This window comes from Wolbachia endosymbiont (group A) of Lasioglossum fulvicorne (assembly GCF_964028605.1).
GTDB lineage: Bacteria > Pseudomonadota > Alphaproteobacteria > Rickettsiales > Anaplasmataceae > Wolbachia.
The window spans coordinates 319,712-336,687 of the sequence record NZ_OZ034798.1 but is presented as its reverse complement, the minus strand read 5'-3'; the positions used below and the strand labels follow the sequence as shown (position 1 = coordinate 336,687).

The window sequence follows — 16,976 nt, the reverse complement described above, 5'->3', positions numbered from 1 at the left end:
GTGATAAGATAAGGATAGACGATGATAAGGAGGTTGAGTGCCAGCAGCATATAGTTATGACTTAAGGAAAAAAGCAATGGAAGCGCTAGAGGAGGGAGGAAGCAGAGAAACAGTGGCAGCAAGATTTAAAATTGGACGAACTACTTTATGGGAGTGGCAGCAAAGAAGAAAAGAAACAGGAGACTTTCAATCAAAAAAACTTGGAAATGGAGGTTACAATCACAAAATCACCGACTGGGATGCCTTTGCTAAATTTGCCAGAGAAAACGGAGGAAAGACTCTGTCGGAAATGGCTAAACTTTGGGGCAACGTTAGTATCCAAACGATCCACCGAGCTCTCAGAAAAATTGGATTTACGCGCAAAAAAAGACATATGGATACAAGGAAAGAAACGAAGAAAAACGTGCTGAATTCTTAAAAATTATAGCAACAAAAGAACCAGAAAACTTAGTTTATATAGATGAGTCTGGCATTGATAACACAGAGGACTATCCATATGGGTATTGCCAGAAAGGACAGCGGTTTTATGGCCTAAAATCTGGGAAGAAAACTCAACGAATCAGTATGGTTGCAGCCTTAAGTAGAAGAAAGATAGTTGCTCCATTAACCTTTGAAGGCCACTGTAATATGGATGTTTTTAATGGATGGTTTGAGCAATTTTTGACACCGATCTTGGAACCTGGACAGACTGTCATTCTTGACAATGCTACTTTTCATAAGTCTGGTAAGATTATCGAGCTTGCTAGAGGAGTTGGTGCAGAAATTTTGTATCTGCCGCCGTATTCTCCAGATTTCAACAAAATTGAGCATCATTGGTTTGCTATAAAAAACAGAGCTAGGAAAAACATTCCTCTATTCGAATCCTTTCGTCGTGCTGTTGATTCTGCCTTCCTATGACATGTTCGGACTATTATGAGAAATGCTATAACTGTTGTTGGTTGATTGAGTAAAAACCAGTGAATGGTCATGTTAAAACATGTTTTTAAATTTTTGCCAAAATCCTGGTTTATTATCATTAACCTTTGTAAATGTTATATTTAAACTGTATTTCGGATCATTTGGCACGTCGTATTTTATGCTAAATGTTGAAACTTTATCGTTATTGTAAATATGCACATCATCATATGATAGCTTTGTTGTGTAACACTTTACATGCTTTTGCTTATCATACACTAAATTGCCTGACTCCCTTTCTAGTTCCACAAATTTCGTTTTTTTCTGACATTCCTTCATTTTTATTAAATCCTTATCTAGTGATATTGAAACTGGCAGCGTATTTCCAGCATATTCTTTAGCTAAAAGTTCACTTTGAGGATACATTTTTATTTCCCTTCCAAAATGTGAGTCTATGAAATTATTACTCCAAAATTTATCGCCAGAATGCACGTACTCATCAGTAGCATACGGTACCCCACCATAACTGCATTGAACTTTGTAATCTCCAACACCATTGTTTTGAAAAAAATCATGAACGGCAGTGTAGCTACCGGCAGCATCATTTATATAATCCATTACTTTATTCCTTAAACTTTTGGTTTATTATACCATAATCATTATACCAGTCAATCAAAAAAGCTCTCTCTTGCTGTTTTTAGAACTGATTTTAAGCAAGTGCTCTTGATTAGTTGGGAGCATATTTATAAGAGCCTGTTCATAATCTTTTCAGAAGTAAGGCAGTGAAAGCCAGAACGACCATTTGTAGGCTAGTATTGAGTTTTCGCTCACAATTTTTCCACAATCTTCTACATTTTTCTAACCAAGCAAAAGATCGCTCCACAACCCATCTTTTGGGCAATACAACAAAGGAATGTAATTCATTTCTTTTTATCACTTCAACGGTTGCACCAATAATCGTTTTTATTTGAGTTGCAAAATTCTCTCCAGTATAGCCTGCATCAACCAGTACATTTTTAACTCCCGAGAGGTTTTCTTTTGCATTTTCGACCATTCTCACAGCACTGCTACGGTCAGTTATCTCTGCTGTTGTTATATAAATTGCATGGGGCAAACCTTGCGTATCTACTGCAATATGGCGTTTTATTCCTGAAATCTTTTTGCCTGCATCATAGCCTTTTTCTTCAGCAGTATCTGCATTTTTTACACTCTGTGCATCAATTATGCAGAAGCTGGTTTTTTCTTTCCGACCATTGTTTTGTCGGACCACGCCAACTATTTTTTTTTAACACCAGCTCCAGAACACTTTCTTTATCTGCATCTGGTTTTTCACTCCACTTCTTAAAATAGTCGTAACAATTGCGCCATTTTGGAAACTCTTTTGGTAGCATTCTCCACTGACAACCGCTTTTCAGAACGTATAACACTCCACAAAATACATCATACAAATCAAGTTTCCTTGGTTTTGTTTTTTTTCTACAGGACTCTAGATCTGGTAACATAATCTCAAATCTTTCCCGACTTATATCACTTGGGTATAAACTCCTCATATATCCTAACTTATATATATTATCTCTTAGTTTATTCCTTTCTTGAGATCATGTACAGGTTCTTAGAGCCTGTTCATAATCTTTTCAGAAGTAAGGCAGTGAAAGCCAGAACGACCATTTGTAGGCTAGTATTGAGTTTTCGCTCACAATTTTTCCACAATCTTCTACATTTTTCTAACCAAGCAAAAGATCGCTCCACAACCCATCTTTTGGGCAATACAACAAAGGAATGTAATTCATTTCTTTTTATCACTTCAACGGTTGCACCAATAATCGTTTTTATTTGAGTTGCAAAATTCTCTCCAGTATAGCCTGCATCAACCAGTACATTTTTAACTCCCGAGAGGTTTTCTTTTGCATTTTCGACCATTCTCACAGCACTGCTACGGTCAGTTATCTCTGCTGTTGTTATATAAATTGCATGGGGCAAACCTTGCGTATCTACTGCAATATGGCGTTTTATTCCTGAAATCTTTTTGCCTGCATCATAGCCTTTTTCTTCAGCAGTATCTGCATTTTTTACACTCTGTGCATCAATTATGCAGAAGCTGGTTTTTTCTTTCCGACCATTGTTTTGTCGGACCACGCCAACTATTTTTTTTTAACACCAGCTCCAGAACACTTTCTTTATCTGCATCTGGTTTTTCACTCCACTTCTTAAAATAGTCGTAACAATTGCGCCATTTTGGAAACTCTTTTGGTAGCATTCTCCACTGACAACCGCTTTTCAGAACGTATAACACTCCACAAAATACATCATACAAATCAAGTTTCCTTGGTTTTGTTTTTTTTCTACAGGACTCTAGATCTGGTAACATAATCTCAAATCTTTCCCGACTTATATCACTTGGGTATAAACTCCTCATATATCCTAACTTATATATATTATCTCTTAGTTTATTCCTTTCTTGAGATCATGTACAGGTTCTTATATAATTATACATTTTAACTTAATAAGTAAATAGCATTTTAATGAAAAAGATATAAATAGGACGCCCTTGATAAACACTTTTTACCACAAGTTATGTTAACTGTTTTTTATATAATTAGCTAATATACTGGTTATATGATATGTTTTAATAGGTAACAGGTATGGCCCAGACATCTAAAGAAAGTGTTGAAAAAAAGTTTAAAGATGTTTTTGAACGTTCTCCAGGTGCTTTTCCAGAAGGTACCTCATTAGAAGAGAAGGTTAATTATATCGCAAAAGGAACAGAGGCTCTAAAAGCTGTGAAAAGTAAGGAGCTTGAGAACAAAATGAAAAATGTTGCAGAATTGAGTCAGAAATTTGAAAGTCAAAAAGGACGTGCAGATGAAAAAGTACGTCAAGATTTTGAAAGAATTGCTGAGCTTGACCAACAATATAAAGGGAAGGGCATCTTCACAAGTGAAAAAGTTGCAGAGCCAAAAAGTGACAAAAAACTCCAAGACACTCCGAGAAAAACTACAACAGCAGTTAAAGACCTTGAACATAATATACAAAAAAAGACTACTGAAGCTTCTGTACAAACAGATACACAGCCATCAGAGCACGATTCACAAACCGTTAATCCCTCAGTGAGCAAAAGTTCTGTAAAAGAGAAGCTCAATACTGAGCTGGACAAAAAAGATAACACACCTCAACCACAAGAAAATCAAAAAGAAAAAGGATTTTTGAGTCTTCTGAAGCGCTTTGTTAAGAAAATATTAGAAAAACTTTTAGGTGAAGGTGAAAAGGATGTAGAGAATGCTCGTGGCATGAAAGAAGATGCTCAAAGAGATACGTCAAATAACGAAGAGCAACAAAAGAGTAAGCAGCTTGATGAAATTTTAAAGGACAAAAGTGTAAGCGAGGGTTTGAAGCAGGCAACAAAGCTTGAGAACCCAGCAATAACGCCTGTTAATACTCCTAAAGTGAATGAAGTAAACACAGGTCGTGAAAGGTGATCCGCTTTCAAGCTTCATTATACCGCCGCGGTATCTCCAGATCCCGCTAACACGTAGCGGGATGACGGTTGTCAGGGTGTCATCCCAACGCCCCTATGATGTCATCCGAGTAGCCGACACTGGTTTCCATCCAAGACGGTGTCATTCCAGTGCTTGACACTGGAATCCAGACTTTATAGCATTTCTCATAATAGTCCGAACAGGTCATAGGAAGGCAGAATCAACAGCACGACGAAAGGATTCGAATAGAGGAATGTTTTTCCTAGCTCTGTTTTTTATAGCAAACCAATGATGCTCAATTTTGTTGAAATCTGGAGAATACGGCGGCAGATACAAAATTTCTGCACCAACTCCTCTAGCAAGCTCGATAATCTTACCAGACTTATGAAAAGTAGCATTGTCAAGAATGACAGTCTGTCCAGGTTCCAAGATCGGTGTCAAAAATTGCTCAAACCATCCATTAAAAACATCCATATTACAGTGGCCTTCAAAGGTTAATGGAGCAACTATCTTTCTTCTACTTAAGGCTGCAACCATACTGATTCGTTGAGTTTTCTTTCCAGATTTTAGGCCATAAAACCGCCGTCCTTTCTGGCAATACCCATATGGATAGTCCTCTGTGTTATCAATGCCAGACCCATCTATATAAACTAAGTTTTCTGGTTCTTTTGTTGCTATAATTTTTAAGAATTCAGCACGTTTTTCTTCATTTCTTTCCTTGTATCCATATGTCTTTTTTTGCGCGTAAATCCAATTTTTCTGAGAGCTCGGTGGATCGTTTGGATACTAACGTTGCCCCAAAGTTTAGCCATTTCCGACAGAGTCTTTCCTCCGTTTTCTCTGGCAAATTTAGCAAAGGCATCCCAGTCGGTGATTTTGTGATTGTAACCTCCATTTCCAAGTTTTTTTGATTGAAAGTCTCCTGTTTCTTTTCTTCTTTGCTGCCACTCCCATAAAGTAGTTCGTCCAATTTTAAATCTTGCTGCCACTGTTTCTCTGCTTCCTCCCTCCTCTAGCGCTTCCATTGCTTTTTTCCTTAAGTCATAACTATATGCTGCTGGCACTCAACCTCCTTATCATCGTCTATCCTTACCTTATCACATCCGGACTTCTATGAAAAGAGCTATAATTGTTATACTTGTAAATAATCTGGTGAAAATAAACGTTCATCTCAAAATGCAGTATTTTTGTTGAAATAGCTCAACTGGATCCCAGTGTCTGGGCACTGGGATGACACCATAGGAGGCTACTTGGATGACAAAAAAGGAGCACTGGAATGACAGCAATCTACGTCATACCGCGATTCATTCGCGGTATCTCTTAGCCGCTAACACGTAGCGGGACGAAGGTTGTCAGGCTAGCCTGTCATCCCAGTGCCCAGACTACTTAGAGCCTGTTCATAATCTTTTCAGAAGTAAGGCAGTGAAAGCCAGAACGACCATTTGTAGGCTAGTATTGAGTTTTCGCTCACAATTTTTCCACAATCTTCTACATTTTTCTAACCAAGCAAAAGATCGCTCCACAACCCATCTTTTGGGCAATACAACAAAGGAATGTAATTCATTTCTTTTTATCACTTCAACGGTTGCACCAATAATCGTTTTTATTTGAGTTGCAAAATTCTCTCCAGTATAGCCTGCATCAACCAGTACATTTTTAACTCCCGAGAGGTTTTCTTTTGCATTTTCGACCATTCTCACAGCACTGCTACGGTCAGTTATCTCTGCTGTTGTTATATAAATTGCATGGGGCAAACCTTGCGTATCTACTGCAATATGGCGTTTTATTCCTGAAATCTTTTTGCCTGCATCATAGCCTTTTTCTTCAGCAGTATCTGCATTTTTTACACTCTGTGCATCAATTATGCAGAAGCTGGTTTTTTCTTTCCGACCATTGTTTTGTCGGACCACGCCAACTATTTTTTTTTAACACCAGCTCCAGAACACTTTCTTTATCTGCATCTGGTTTTTCACTCCACTTCTTAAAATAGTCGTAACAATTGCGCCATTTTGGAAACTCTTTTGGTAGCATTCTCCACTGACAACCGCTTTTCAGAACGTATAACACTCCACAAAATACATCATACAAATCAAGTTTTCTTGGTTTTGTTTTTTTTCTACAGGACTCTAGATCTGGTAACATAATCTCAAATCTTTCCCGACTTATATCACTTGGGTATAAACTCCTCATATATCCTAACTTATATATATTATCTCTTAGTTTATTCCTTTCTTGAGATCATGTACAGGTTCTAAGAAATGAAAAATAGCCCATTAGCAGTAGTATTCGATTGGGATAATACCTTAGTTGACACTCAAGATAACATTTTTAATGCTATTAAGCATACCATAAACTCAATGTGGTATAGTAATAAAGCTGCTGATAGAAATTCCCATGAGTCGAGAAAGAGCTATATGGTCAATTTGTTTGGCGATCAGTGGGAAAAAGCGAACCAGATATATCAACAATATTTAGACGATGCACTATTACAAAACATTGCTCTGAATCAAGGAGTAGAGGAAATGTTGCAGACACTGAAAAGCCACAATATTTATCTAGCAATAGTAAGTAATAAGAAAAATACTAATTTACGTGAAGAAGTTACCTATTTTAAACTAGATTCTTACTTTGAAAGAGTGGTTGGGTCATGCGATACTGCAGAAGATAAACCATCTGCAACCCCACTGTTATTCGCATTAGAAGAAAGTACGTTGCCTATAAATAGAGAAAATGTGTTTTTCGTTGGTGATAGCATCACAGATGTTCTGTGTGCACAAAATGCCAATTGTTTACCTATTATATACGGTCAATCAATAAGCGGTTATGAAGATTTGTTATGTTTTCAACATTTTGATAAACTTACAGATTTTATAATAAAGTATTTAGAAGATAGGTAATGACCGCTGTTACAGAGATTGCCAGTATAACAAGACGCTTTTGCGCATATTTAATAGATGTAGCAATTTTATTAATTCCAACTTTATTAATTATACTGCTATTAGAGGATTCTCCGTTGATCTTACATCTATCATACATGTGTGTAAATTGTAGTTACTTCACATATTTTATATCTTCAAAGGCCCAAGCAACTCCCGGCCAACAGTTACTGAATATATATACTATCAATTTAGATAATTCTAAAATAGACTTGAATTTAGCGTTTGACAGAAGCACTTCCCAGTTTTTTCTTCCTTTGTTAAACAGTGTAGCAGTTATCCTTACTGAATTTTTGCAAGATCAGGAAGTATTAGTGAATGTCTTGAGTGCATTGAAAGTAATGATAGTGCTGCTCACCCTCTATTGGTATCTAGTTGCTTGTTTTTCTAAAAAGAAACAGACATACCACGACATGCTACTTAATACGGTTGTTATCAAAGGAACTATTAAATGAGTTGCTATAATCATCGTTATCATATAAATTATGCTGATGAATTGAACTAAGGGAAGATTATGAATGAAGAGATAGTAAAACATTTGAACAAATTATTGACCAATGAGCTGACTTCTGTACGCCAGTATCTTTTGCATTTTGCGATTCTCAAAAACAATGGAATTAATAGACTTGCAGAAAAAGTAAAAAATGAGCTTAACGAAGAACTTGAACATGCAAACAAGTTGGCAGAAAGAATTTTGTTATTTAAAGGAGTTCCAAATTTTCAGGATACAAACGAAATATCAAAGTATGATGGAAAGTTTACAAAAGACACAATACGGAAAATCTTAGAAGCTAATTTGAAATTAGAGGGAAAAGGTATTAAGGATATCAAAGAAACGATTTCTATCGCTGAGAAAGAAAAGGATTTTGTTAGTGTAATGTTATTAGAAGAGATGTTAAAAAATGAAGAAGAGCACTTCCATTGGATTGAAAAACAGATTGATCTTATTGAACTAATGGGTGTTGAAAACTATTTAAGAACACAAATATAGAGTGTTAAAAAAGATAGTATTTATTTTAATTATACCTTGCTCACTTCTTTTTTTATTAGGGTTATGGCAAATGTTCAGATTGAACTGGAAGAATAATATTATTAAAAGTATGAGTCTTCCAGTGGTTCATCTATTGCCCAATAACGACCTTGAAAAATTTAACTATGGGCATGTCAAGATTGATGGGATTCTAAGTGACATAGAACTATATGTTTTTGCAGGGCAACACGGCTATCACGTGCTGTCTCCTATGTTGCTCACCACTGGACGTTACATATTGGTGAATAAAGGAATAGTCAGAGAAAAAAAGGAGAAAAAAGTAAAAATTGAAAAAGTAGTTGCAGATGGAACTTTATATTGCGATAGCAATAAAAGCAAAAATTGGTTTATCAAGAACGATACTGCTTCGAATACATGGTTTACCCTGAGTACAGAGGAAATTTCCAATGAGTTAGGTATTAAGCTAGAGAAGTGTATATTGTGGCCGAACAATTTTGGCAGCAAAGTAGCTATACAGCCAATGAAGCATTTGGAGTATGCAATCACTTGGTTTGCACTTTCCTTAACTTGGTTGATTATGTGCGTAATTTACTATAGGCAAAACCTCAATAAAGCTTGAAGCTTTCTGTACATAAAATTAAAGAAGTAGTTATTCATCTTTATCACTACCAAGGTCTTTTAACATACTGTAATTGCCTTTTCTGAATCTACTTTTTAAAGACGTAACTCCACTTTCGCTAATACCACTGAGGCTCAGTGCAGCTCCACCTAGCTGCAATCCCATCTCAGATGTTTCAGGAATAATTTTACTAGCTCCTAGATCTCTATAAACCTCCACATTACTCAGATCTGGTAAGCGTATTACAATATTTACATGCGGAAAATTTGCAGCAACTAAAGAAACAACTTTTTTTATAGTAACTTCATTCTTTATTGAAATAACGAGAGCTTGAGCTCTTTCTATTCCTACCGATTTTAAAATTTCACATCTTGTAACATCTCCAAGATATATAGGAAAACTATCACTTTTTCCTTCTTTGACTATTTTCGATTGAATATCTACAACAACGTAACTTAAATGCTCTGCAGTAAGCATTTTTGTTACCATATATCCCACTCTACCAAATCCAGCAACTATTACATGGTTATAAAGATCTTGTGTATCTGTTTCAACAGCTTCATCATCTAATATTGTTTTCTCAGTGCTAAATGAGTTTGCTATCCAATCTCCAAGCCCCGATAAAAGAGGAGTGAAAGCCATGGTTACTGTAGTTACCATCATAAGTACTTGGGCGATTTCACTTGGCAGTACATTTAGTTCACTTGCTAAGCGAAATAAAATAAACGCAAATTCACCGCCTTGTGAAAGCAGTAACCCAGCTTGTATAGCAGGTGCACTCTTAAACCCAAAAAATCTACACAATATATATATGATAGATGTTTTTAAAACGATAAGGATAACCGATAATAAAGTAATTAGTGGTAACTTATTGAGTAAAAGTTCGGTATTGATGGACATACCAACAGTCATGAAAAATAAGCCAAGAAACAAATCTTTAAATGGTAATACCGCATGTTCCACTGAGTGTCTATATTCTGTTTCTGCAACTAACAATCCAGCAACAAATGCACCTAATGCCAACGATAAATGAAATTGCTCAGTAATAAACGCTGCTCCTAATACTATTAAAAGCGTTGTTGATATAAAGACCTCATTACTTTCCATTTTAGCAATAACCGAAAATAAAGGTCTAAGCAATAATCTACCAGTTATAAATATCAGCACTAATGCAATAGCTGCTTGCACCAATGAACCTGCCAATGAGCTTATCAGGCTGTGCTCAGAATTGCCAGTAAGTAAAGGTACCAATACTATTAATGGTACCACTGCAAAATCTTGCATTAATAGCACTGCTATCGACAATCTACCAACCTGACTTGCTTGAGAACCTTTTTCTTGCAGAACCTGCAACACTATTGCTGTTGAGGATAGCGCAAGCCCACCACCAATAACTGTTGCTATATTCGTATTCACTCCGAAAGCAAGAGCGATGCACCATATTGCTACCATGGTAACTATAACTTGAAGAGAACCGAACCCAAATACATGAATACGCATAGCGATCAGGCGTTCAAATGTCAATTCAAGGCCTATAATGAATAATAGAAAAACTACACCAAATTCTGCAAGATTATCCATTGCTTCAGCTGAGTGTATCAGATTAAATCCATGAGAACCAATAACTGCACCTGCAACGAAGTAACCGAGCACTGGACTAATATTCATTTTCCAAAACGCTATGACTATAAACACAGCAGCAGAAAGTAAAATTATAATATCAAACAAATGCTGAGAGCCACTGTGCATGATATTTAACCTGTAGAATTAGACCATTTAATTGAGCAGCCAATACTTGATTTTTGGTCAATTGGAGAATTACCAGTTTCCGCAATAAATTTCATAGCTTGAAATAAGTCACTACTTTCTACTTCATAGCTTTGAACCTTTTCTTTTTTTGTGTCGTTAAAACGTCCACGATAGCAAAGGTTTAAATTGGAATTAAAGCCGAAAAAGTCAGGAGTACAAACAGCCCCGTATTCTTTAGCTATTCTCTGTGTACTATCAATTAAATATGGAAATGTAAACTTATTTTCCTTGGCAAAATTAATCATATTTTCAAAGGAATCTTCTGGATATTCATTTACATCATTTGGCATTATTGCAATGGTGTTTACCTGATAATCTTTTTTCAATTGATCAACATCGCTTACCAGATTGCTAATAATTGACTGAACGTAAGGACAGTGATTGCATATAAACATTACAATAAGACCATTTTTTCCACAACAGTCACTTAATGTATGGTATTTATTGTCTACTCCCAAAAGATTAAAATCTTTTGCAGTAAAACTAAAATCGACTTTAGGAGTGTTCAGAGCAACCATAGACTATTATTATACCATATGTAATTTACGGTCTTATTATTTAAATGTCAAACGGTTTCTATGTATACTGTTTGCATATTCTTTTTTAGTATTATAATTATAAAACTTATGTTCATAACTTTCGAAGGAATAGACGGCTCTGGTAAAACAACACAATCTAAGCTACTTGCAAATCATTTTAAGCAAATTCACGGCGAAAATAATGTGGTATTGACTCGAGAACCAGGTGGCACTAACTTTGCAGAAAAGATAAGAGGAGTGTTGTTAACGAATAATATTGATCCTATTTCTGAACTCTTGCTACTTATCTCGATGAGGCGCGAACATATGAAAAAATTAATATTACCAGCTCTTGCAGAAGGAAAAATAGTGATTTGTGATCGGTTTATTGATTCAACTATTGCATACCAAGGATATGGGCTTAGTGTTGATTTAGGGCTAATAAGGGACTTACATAAGCTAGTGGAAATTAAATATCCAGATATTACATTCATTCTAGATATTGATGTTAAAGTTGGGTTAAATAGAGCAAAAGACAAGAATAAATATGAAGAAATGAATGTTAATTTTTACAATAAGGTCAGAAAAGGATTTCAGGAAATAGCCATAAAAGAGCCCGTTAGGTGCCATGTTATCACTGAAATTGAAACAAAAAATGATAATCAAGTACACACTAAAATTATTGATAAAATCACTATTGCAAAGATTTAACTATATTTATTTAACCTCTACTAATTTAAACCGACCCTTTAACTTGTGATAGAAAATTATTAATTTTAGATAACGTTATTTCACATGAATAACTTTTTGTTTGAGTAGCTAAAAAATCCTGTATTTCGTTTGGATCTTCTTCACTTATTATCTTAGAGCCTGTTCATAATCTTTTCAGAAGTAAGGCAGTGAAAGCCAGAACGACCATTTGTAGGCTAGTATTGAGTTTTCGCTCACAATTTTTCCACAATCTTCTACATTTTTCTAACCAAGCAAAAGATCGCTCCACAACCCATCTTTTGGGCAATACAACAAAGGAATGTAATTCATTTCTTTTTATCACTTCAACGGTTGCACCAATAATCGTTTTTATTTGAGTTGCAAAATTCTCTCCAGTATAGCCTGCATCAACCAGTACATTTTTAACTCCCGAGAGGTTTTCTTTTGCATTTTCGACCATTCTCACAGCACTGCTACGGTCAGTTATCTCTGCTGTTGTTATATAAATTGCATGGGGCAAACCTTGCGTATCTACTGCAATATGGCGTTTTATTCCTGAAATCTTTTTGCCTGCATCATAGCCTTTTTCTTCAGCAGTATCTGCATTTTTTACACTCTGTGCATCAATTATGCAGAAGCTGGTTTTTTCTTTCCGACCATTGTTTTGTCGGACCACGCCAACTATTTTTTTTTAACACCAGCTCCAGAACACTTTCTTTATCTGCATCTGGTTTTTCACTCCACTTCTTAAAATAGTCGTAACAATTGCACCATTTTGGAAACTCTTTTGGTAGCATTCTCCACTGACAACCGCTTTTCAGAACGTATAACACTCCACAAAATACATCATACAAATCAAGTTTCCTTGGTTTTGTTTTTTTTCTACAGGACTCTAGATCTGGTAACATAATCTCAAATCTTTCCCGACTTATATCACTTGGGTATAAACTCCTCATATATCCTAACTTATATATATTATCTCTTAGTTTATTCCTTTCTTGAGATCATGTACAGGTTCTTAGAGCCTGTTCATAATCTTTTCAGAAGTAAGGCAGTGAAAGCCAGAACGACCATTTGTAGGCTAGTATTGAGTTTTCGCTCACAATTTTTCCACAATCTTCTACATTTTTCTAACCAAGCAAAAGATCGCTCCACAACCCATCTTTTGGGCAATACAACAAAGGAATGTAATTCATTTCTTTTTATCACTTCAACGGTTGCACCAATAATCGTTTTTATTTGAGTTGCAAAATTCTCTCCAGTATAGCCTGCATCAACCAGTACATTTTTAACTCCCGAGAGGTTTTCTTTTGCATTTTCGACCATTCTCACAGCACTGCTACGGTCAGTTATCTCTGCTGTTGTTATATAAATTGCATGGGGCAAACCTTGCGTATCTACTGCAATATGGCGTTTTATTCCTGAAATATTTTTGCCTGCATCATAGCCTTTTTCTTCAGCAGTATCTGCATTTTTTACACTCTGTGCATCAATTATGCAGAAGCTGGTTTTTTCTTTCCGACCATTGTTTTGTCGGACCACGCCAACTATTTTTTTTTAACACCAGCTCCAGAACACTTTCTTTATCTGCATCTGGTTTTTCACTCCACTTCTTAAAATAGTCGTAACAATTGCGCCATTTTGGAAACTCTTTTGGTAGCATTCTCCACTGACAACCGCTTTTCAGAACGTATAACACTCCACAAAATACATCATACAAATCAAGTTTCCTTGGTTTTGTTTTTTTTCTACAGGACTCTAGATCTGGTAACATAATCTCAAATCTTTCCCGACTTATATCACTTGGGTATAAACTCCTCATATATCCTAACTTATATATATTATCTCTTAGTTTATTCCTTTCTTGAGATCATGTACAGGTTCTTAGAGCTATAATATAGCTCTTTTCATAGAAGTCCGGATGTGATAAGATAAGGATAGACGATGATAAGGAGGTTGAGTGCCAGCAGCATATAGTTATGACTTAAGGAAAAAAGCAATGGAAGCGCTAGAGGAGGGAGGAAGCAGAGAAACAGTGGCAGCAAGATTTAAAATTGGACGAACTACTTTATGGGAGTGGCAGCAGAGAAGAAAAGAAACAGGAGACTTTCAATCAAAAAAACTTGGAAATGGAGGTTACAATCACAAAATTACCGACTGGGATGCCTTTGCTAAATTTGCCAGAGAAAACGGAGGAAAGACTCTGTCGGAAATGGCTAAACTTTGGGGCAACGTTAGTATCCAAACGATCCACCGAGCTCTCAGAAAAATTGGATTTACGCGCAAAAAAAGACATATGGATACAAGGAAAGAAACGAAGAAAAACGTGCTGAATTCTTAAAAATTATAGCAACAAAAGAACCAGAAAACTTAGTTTATATAGATGAGTCTGGCATTGATAACACAGAGGACTATCCATATGGGTATTGCCAGAAAGGACAGCGGTTTTATGGCCTAAAATCTGGAAAGAAAACTCAACGAATCAGTATGGTTGCAGCCTTAAGTAGAAGAAAGATAGTTGCTCCATTAACCTTTGAAGGCCACTGTAATATGGATGTTCTTAATGGATGGTTTGAGCAATTTTTGACACCGATCTTGGAACCTGGACAGACTGTCATTCTTGACAATGCTACTTTTCATAAGTCTGGTAAGATTATCGAGCTTGCTAGAGGAGTTGGTGCAGAAATTTTGTATCTGCCGCCGTATTCTCCAGATTTCAACAAAATTGAGCATCATTGGTTTGCTATAAAAAACAGAGCTAGGAAAAACATTCCTCTATTCGAATCCTTTCGTCGTGCTGTTGATTCTGCCTTCCTATGACCTGTTCGGACTATTATGAGAAATGCTATAACTATTTGCCTTTTTTCTGCTTAGGTTATGCAAGAAGTCTACTGTCTGAGAAAAAGTAGATAAAGGGTGAAGAAAGATAGAAGTGTTTAGATAGCTCAAAAAGAACGTTAAGTCATGCTTTTTATTTATATTGACAGCGTATATGACATCGTTTACGATTAAAGTTAATAACAATAATTTATATTTATCATGTTTGCAGTAATTGAGACTGGTGGAAAGCAATATTTAGTAAAAGAAGGTAGTATAATAAAGGTAGAGAAGTTAGAAGCTGAAGAAAAAAAAGAGGTGGAAATCAATAAGGTGATTTGTATTTCAAATAATGGCTTGTCTTATTCATCTAATGCTACTGTTAAAGCTGAAGTGTTGGAGCAGTGCAGGGGGGAAAAAATTATAATCTTTAAGAAGAAAAGAAGAAAAAATTACCGTAGGAAAACTGGTCATAGGCAGTATATAACTGTTCTTCGTATAAATGAAATTAGTCTTCAAAAGTAAGAGGTAAGATATGGCAACTAAAAAATCAGGTGGTAGTTCCTGTAATGGTAGAGATTCAGCGGGTCGTAGGTTAGGAATAAAGAAGAATGGGAAGGTTATTCCTGGTAACATAATTGTGCGCCAAAGAGGCACAAAATTCCATCCTGGGAAGAATGTTGGTATAGGTAAAGATCATACGATTTTTGCCAAAGTAGAAGGCTGGGTCAGTTTTAGAAGGTCAGCGAATAAAAAGACTTTTATTGATATCGTGCCTACAGATAATATGAAAGCTTCAGCTTGAATAAATCATGGGTCTGTAGCTCAGGTGGTTAGAGCGCACGCCTGATAAGCGTGAGGTCGGAGGTTCAACTCTTCCCAGACCCACACCATTTAGTAATTGCTAGCTGTGTTTTTTATAGCGCTTTTGGTATTGTGTAAGCAGAAACCTAAAGCATGAGTTTATATAAAAATTTAATAACCAGTGAATCAGTTGCGGCTGGTCATCCAGATAAAGTAGCAGATCAAATTTCAGATGCAATACTTGATGAATACCTTTTCACTGATCCTTTTGCGCGAGCTGCAATAGAGACTTTAGTCACCAAAGATAACGTTATTATAGCTGGGGAAGTATTAGGGCCTAACATCAAAAATAGCAGGATTGAAAGTATTGTACGGAATACAATAAAAGATATTGGTTATGAGCATGATGGTTTCCACTGGAGAAAAGTGAAGGTAAATATATTGCTACATGAGCAATCAAATGACATTGCAATAGGGGTGGATCAAGGTGCTGGAGATCAGGGCATAATGTATGGCTATGCAACAATAGAGACAGAAAACCTTATGCCGGCACCCATTTTTTATGCACACTCGATTCTGAAAAATATCATGAGCACAGTTAAAGAAGCAAAACTTGGTCCAGATGCAAAGTCACAAATCACTTTGGCATATGAGAATAACCTCCCGATACGTGCTGAAAGTATTATTGTCTCAATACAGCATCCTGAGGATTTGGATCAATCAGAAGTAAAAGAAATAATTTACCCTTATATAGTTTCATCTTTACCTGAAGGATGGATGTGTCCTGAGGAAAGTCTCTTAGTCAATCCAACTGGTAGATTTGTTATTGGTGGACCAGTTGGTGACTGTGGATTAACCGGACGAAAAATTATGGTTGATACTTATGGAGGTTATATTCCACACGGTGGAGGGGCATTTTCCGGAAAAGATGCAACCAAAGTTGATAGATCTGCAGCTTATATGGCAAGATACCTTGCTAAAAATATTGTCTTTGCAGGTTTAGCTGAACGTTGTCTTGTGCAGCTTTCTTATGCAATTGGTATATCAAAACCTACTTCATTCTATATTGATACATTTGGTACGAATACGGTGGAGGAAAGAGTAATTAAAGAGTTTATTGAGAATAGTATAGATTTATCAACAAAAGGCATAATCAAGCATTTATCGCTTAATCATCCTATATATAAACGTACAGCCTGTTATGGACATTTTGGTAAAGAGTCAGAAAATGACGGTGGATTTTCTTGGGAAAGCATGAACTTGTCTGCTGATCTTTGTAGAGAATTCAATATAGAAGGTAATAGTAAAATTTCTTTAGATTGCTAAAATTTTTGATTTACAGCCTCATATTTATATACTAGCTTATTGTTGAAGTATAATTTTTTTCATAATAATTATACT

At 35.9% G+C, this 16,976-nt stretch carries 20 protein-coding genes and 1 tRNA gene; 12 read left to right on the top strand and 9 right to left on the bottom strand.

The genetic code is table 11. From position 1 onward, the window contains the following. The first annotated feature begins 37 nt into the window (after nt 1–37). A protein-coding gene (locus ABWU71_RS01865) for an IS630 family transposase (protein ID WP_353284076.1) occupies nt 38–897 on the top strand; the annotation gives its coding sequence in 2 pieces (ribosomal slippage) (nt 38–362 and nt 362–897; 861 coding nt in all). A 72-nt stretch (nt 898–969) separates the two neighbouring features. On the opposite strand, the gene ABWU71_RS01860 is transcribed toward ABWU71_RS01865, so the two are convergent. The 3 genes from ABWU71_RS01860 to ABWU71_RS01850 form a co-directional block, all read right to left on the bottom strand. Further along, a complete protein-coding gene (locus ABWU71_RS01860; RefSeq protein WP_353284653.1) occupies nt 970–1,512 on the bottom strand; it encodes a hypothetical protein in 543 nt (180 codons plus the stop codon). Nucleotides 1,513–1,651: 139 nt separating this feature from the next. Continuing rightward, nucleotides 1,652–2,444 (bottom strand): IS5 family transposase gene (locus ABWU71_RS01855; protein ID WP_265023453.1). Its coding sequence is split into 2 segments (ribosomal slippage): nt 1,652–2,179 and nt 2,181–2,444, totalling 792 coding nucleotides; the frame shifts between segments, so codons are not numbered across the junction. A gap of 73 nt (nt 2,445–2,517) precedes the next feature. After that, nucleotides 2,518–3,310, bottom strand: a protein-coding gene (locus ABWU71_RS01850; RefSeq protein WP_265023453.1) for an IS5 family transposase whose coding sequence is annotated in 2 segments (ribosomal slippage) — nt 2,518–3,045 and nt 3,047–3,310 — 792 coding nt in all. Because the reading frame shifts where the segments join, the coding sequence is not laid out codon by codon here. Nucleotides 3,311–3,536: 226 nt separating this feature from the next. Here ABWU71_RS01850 and ABWU71_RS01845 point away from each other — a divergent pair. Further along, on the top strand, nt 3,537–4,370 hold the full coding sequence (locus ABWU71_RS01845; protein WP_353284652.1) for a hypothetical protein: 834 nt from the start codon (nt 3,537–3,539) through the stop codon (nt 4,368–4,370). A gap of 204 nt (nt 4,371–4,574) precedes the next feature. On the opposite strand, the gene ABWU71_RS01840 is transcribed toward ABWU71_RS01845, so the two are convergent. Then, nucleotides 4,575–5,434 (bottom strand): IS630 family transposase gene (locus ABWU71_RS01840; protein WP_353284651.1). Its coding sequence is split into 2 segments (ribosomal slippage): nt 4,575–5,110 and nt 5,110–5,434, totalling 861 coding nucleotides; the frame shifts between segments, so codons are not numbered across the junction. Between the two features lie 333 nt (nt 5,435–5,767). Next, a protein-coding gene (locus ABWU71_RS01835) for an IS5 family transposase (protein ID WP_265023453.1) occupies nt 5,768–6,560 on the bottom strand; the annotation gives its coding sequence in 2 pieces (ribosomal slippage) (nt 5,768–6,295 and nt 6,297–6,560; 792 coding nt in all). 68 nt (nt 6,561–6,628) lie between these two features. Between ABWU71_RS01835 and ABWU71_RS01830 the strand changes: the two genes are divergently transcribed. Genes ABWU71_RS01830 through ABWU71_RS01815 form a run of 4 tightly spaced genes read left to right on the top strand, consistent with a single transcriptional unit; the run spans nt 6,629 to nt 8,916 of the window. Next, nucleotides 6,629–7,267 carry an HAD family hydrolase gene (locus tag ABWU71_RS01830; protein ID WP_353284650.1) on the top strand — a complete coding sequence of 213 codons (639 nt, stop codon included), beginning with the start codon at nt 6,629–6,631 and terminating at the stop codon, nt 7,265–7,267. Further along, nucleotides 7,267–7,761 carry an RDD family protein gene (locus tag ABWU71_RS01825; protein WP_353284649.1) on the top strand — a complete coding sequence of 165 codons (495 nt, stop codon included), beginning with the start codon at nt 7,267–7,269 and terminating at the stop codon, nt 7,759–7,761. The genes ABWU71_RS01830 and ABWU71_RS01825 overlap by 1 nt, the downstream gene beginning before the upstream one ends. A 59-nt stretch (nt 7,762–7,820) precedes the next feature. Further along, nucleotides 7,821–8,297, top strand: coding sequence for a bacterioferritin (gene bfr / locus ABWU71_RS01820; RefSeq protein ID WP_077188433.1), 477 nt, complete (start codon nt 7,821–7,823; stop codon nt 8,295–8,297). A gap of 1 nt (nt 8,298) precedes the next feature. Continuing rightward, nucleotides 8,299–8,916: an SURF1 family protein gene (locus tag ABWU71_RS01815; RefSeq protein ID WP_353284648.1), complete on the top strand. Its 618-nt coding sequence runs from the start codon at nt 8,299–8,301 to the stop codon at nt 8,914–8,916. 30 nt (nt 8,917–8,946) lie between these two features. Here the strand turns inward: ABWU71_RS01815 and ABWU71_RS01810 are convergent, their stop codons facing one another. Further along, on the bottom strand, nt 8,947–10,665 hold the full coding sequence (locus tag ABWU71_RS01810; protein ID WP_353284647.1) for a monovalent cation:proton antiporter-2 (CPA2) family protein: 1,719 nt from the start codon (nt 10,663–10,665) through the stop codon (nt 8,947–8,949). 5 nt (nt 10,666–10,670) lie between these two features. Further along, the gene (locus ABWU71_RS01805; RefSeq protein ID WP_353284646.1) at nt 10,671–11,243 is read right to left on the bottom strand and encodes a thioredoxin family protein; all 573 of its coding nucleotides are present in this window, start codon (nt 11,241–11,243) and stop codon (nt 10,671–10,673) included. A 108-nt stretch (nt 11,244–11,351) separates the two neighbouring features. Between ABWU71_RS01805 and tmk the strand changes: the two genes are divergently transcribed. Beyond that, the gene (gene tmk / locus ABWU71_RS01800) at nt 11,352–11,954 is read left to right on the top strand and encodes a dTMP kinase (protein WP_353284867.1); all 603 of its coding nucleotides are present in this window, start codon (nt 11,352–11,354) and stop codon (nt 11,952–11,954) included. A 163-nt stretch (nt 11,955–12,117) separates the two neighbouring features. Here the strand turns inward: tmk and ABWU71_RS01795 are convergent. Together ABWU71_RS01795 and ABWU71_RS01790 are read right to left on the bottom strand one after the other, a co-directional pair. Beyond that, a protein-coding gene (locus ABWU71_RS01795; RefSeq protein ID WP_353284463.1) for an IS5 family transposase occupies nt 12,118–12,910 on the bottom strand; the annotation gives its coding sequence in 2 pieces (ribosomal slippage) (nt 12,118–12,645 and nt 12,647–12,910; 792 coding nt in all). A 73-nt stretch (nt 12,911–12,983) separates the two neighbouring features. Continuing rightward, a protein-coding gene (locus ABWU71_RS01790; protein WP_353284152.1) for an IS5 family transposase occupies nt 12,984–13,776 on the bottom strand; the annotation gives its coding sequence in 2 pieces (ribosomal slippage) (nt 12,984–13,511 and nt 13,513–13,776; 792 coding nt in all). 138 nt (nt 13,777–13,914) lie between these two features. Between ABWU71_RS01790 and ABWU71_RS01785 the strand changes: the two genes are divergently transcribed. From ABWU71_RS01785 to metK, 5 genes are all read left to right on the top strand, one after another. Continuing rightward, nucleotides 13,915–14,774, top strand: a protein-coding gene (locus ABWU71_RS01785) for an IS630 family transposase (RefSeq protein ID WP_353284288.1) whose coding sequence is annotated in 2 segments (ribosomal slippage) — nt 13,915–14,239 and nt 14,239–14,774 — 861 coding nt in all. Because the reading frame shifts where the segments join, the coding sequence is not laid out codon by codon here. Nucleotides 14,775–14,993: 219 nt separating this feature from the next. Continuing rightward, the gene (gene rplU, locus ABWU71_RS01780) at nt 14,994–15,296 is read left to right on the top strand and encodes a 50S ribosomal protein L21 (RefSeq protein ID WP_006279565.1); all 303 of its coding nucleotides are present in this window, start codon (nt 14,994–14,996) and stop codon (nt 15,294–15,296) included. Between the two features lie 10 nt (nt 15,297–15,306). After that, entirely contained in the window at nt 15,307–15,576 is a 270-nt protein-coding gene (gene rpmA, locus ABWU71_RS01775; RefSeq protein WP_038249057.1) for a 50S ribosomal protein L27, read from the top strand. Nucleotides 15,577–15,585: 9 nt separating this feature from the next. After that, nucleotides 15,586–15,659, top strand: a tRNA-Ile gene (locus tag ABWU71_RS01770). A gap of 69 nt (nt 15,660–15,728) precedes the next feature. Continuing rightward, nucleotides 15,729–16,901 carry a methionine adenosyltransferase gene (gene metK / locus ABWU71_RS01765; RefSeq protein WP_353284645.1) on the top strand — a complete coding sequence of 391 codons (1,173 nt, stop codon included), beginning with the start codon at nt 15,729–15,731 and terminating at the stop codon, nt 16,899–16,901. Nucleotides 16,902–16,976 lie beyond the last annotated feature (75 nt).

Excerpts from the sequence above, each read along its gene's own strand:
- ABWU71_RS01830 (WP_353284650.1), top strand. The coding sequence starts at position 6,629 with ATGAAAAATAGCCCATTAGCAGTAGTATTCGATTGGGATAATACCTTA.
- ABWU71_RS01805 (WP_353284646.1), bottom strand. The coding sequence starts at position 11,243 with ATGGTTGCTCTGAACACTCCTAAAGTCGATTTTAGTTTTACTGCAAAA.
- bfr (WP_077188433.1), top strand. The coding sequence starts at position 7,821 with ATGAATGAAGAGATAGTAAAACATTTGAACAAATTATTGACCAATGAG.
- ABWU71_RS01860 (WP_353284653.1), bottom strand. The coding sequence starts at position 1,512 with ATGGATTATATAAATGATGCTGCCGGTAGCTACACTGCCGTTCATGAT.
- ABWU71_RS01810 (WP_353284647.1), bottom strand. The coding sequence starts at position 10,665 with ATGCACAGTGGCTCTCAGCATTTGTTTGATATTATAATTTTACTTTCT.
- ABWU71_RS01825 (WP_353284649.1), top strand. The coding sequence starts at position 7,267 with ATGACCGCTGTTACAGAGATTGCCAGTATAACAAGACGCTTTTGCGCA.
- tmk (WP_353284867.1), top strand. The coding sequence starts at position 11,352 with ATGTTCATAACTTTCGAAGGAATAGACGGCTCTGGTAAAACAACACAA.
- metK (WP_353284645.1), top strand. The coding sequence starts at position 15,729 with ATGAGTTTATATAAAAATTTAATAACCAGTGAATCAGTTGCGGCTGGT.
- rplU (WP_006279565.1), top strand. The coding sequence starts at position 14,994 with ATGTTTGCAGTAATTGAGACTGGTGGAAAGCAATATTTAGTAAAAGAA.
- ABWU71_RS01845 (WP_353284652.1), top strand. The coding sequence starts at position 3,537 with ATGGCCCAGACATCTAAAGAAAGTGTTGAAAAAAAGTTTAAAGATGTT.
- rpmA (WP_038249057.1), top strand. The coding sequence starts at position 15,307 with ATGGCAACTAAAAAATCAGGTGGTAGTTCCTGTAATGGTAGAGATTCA.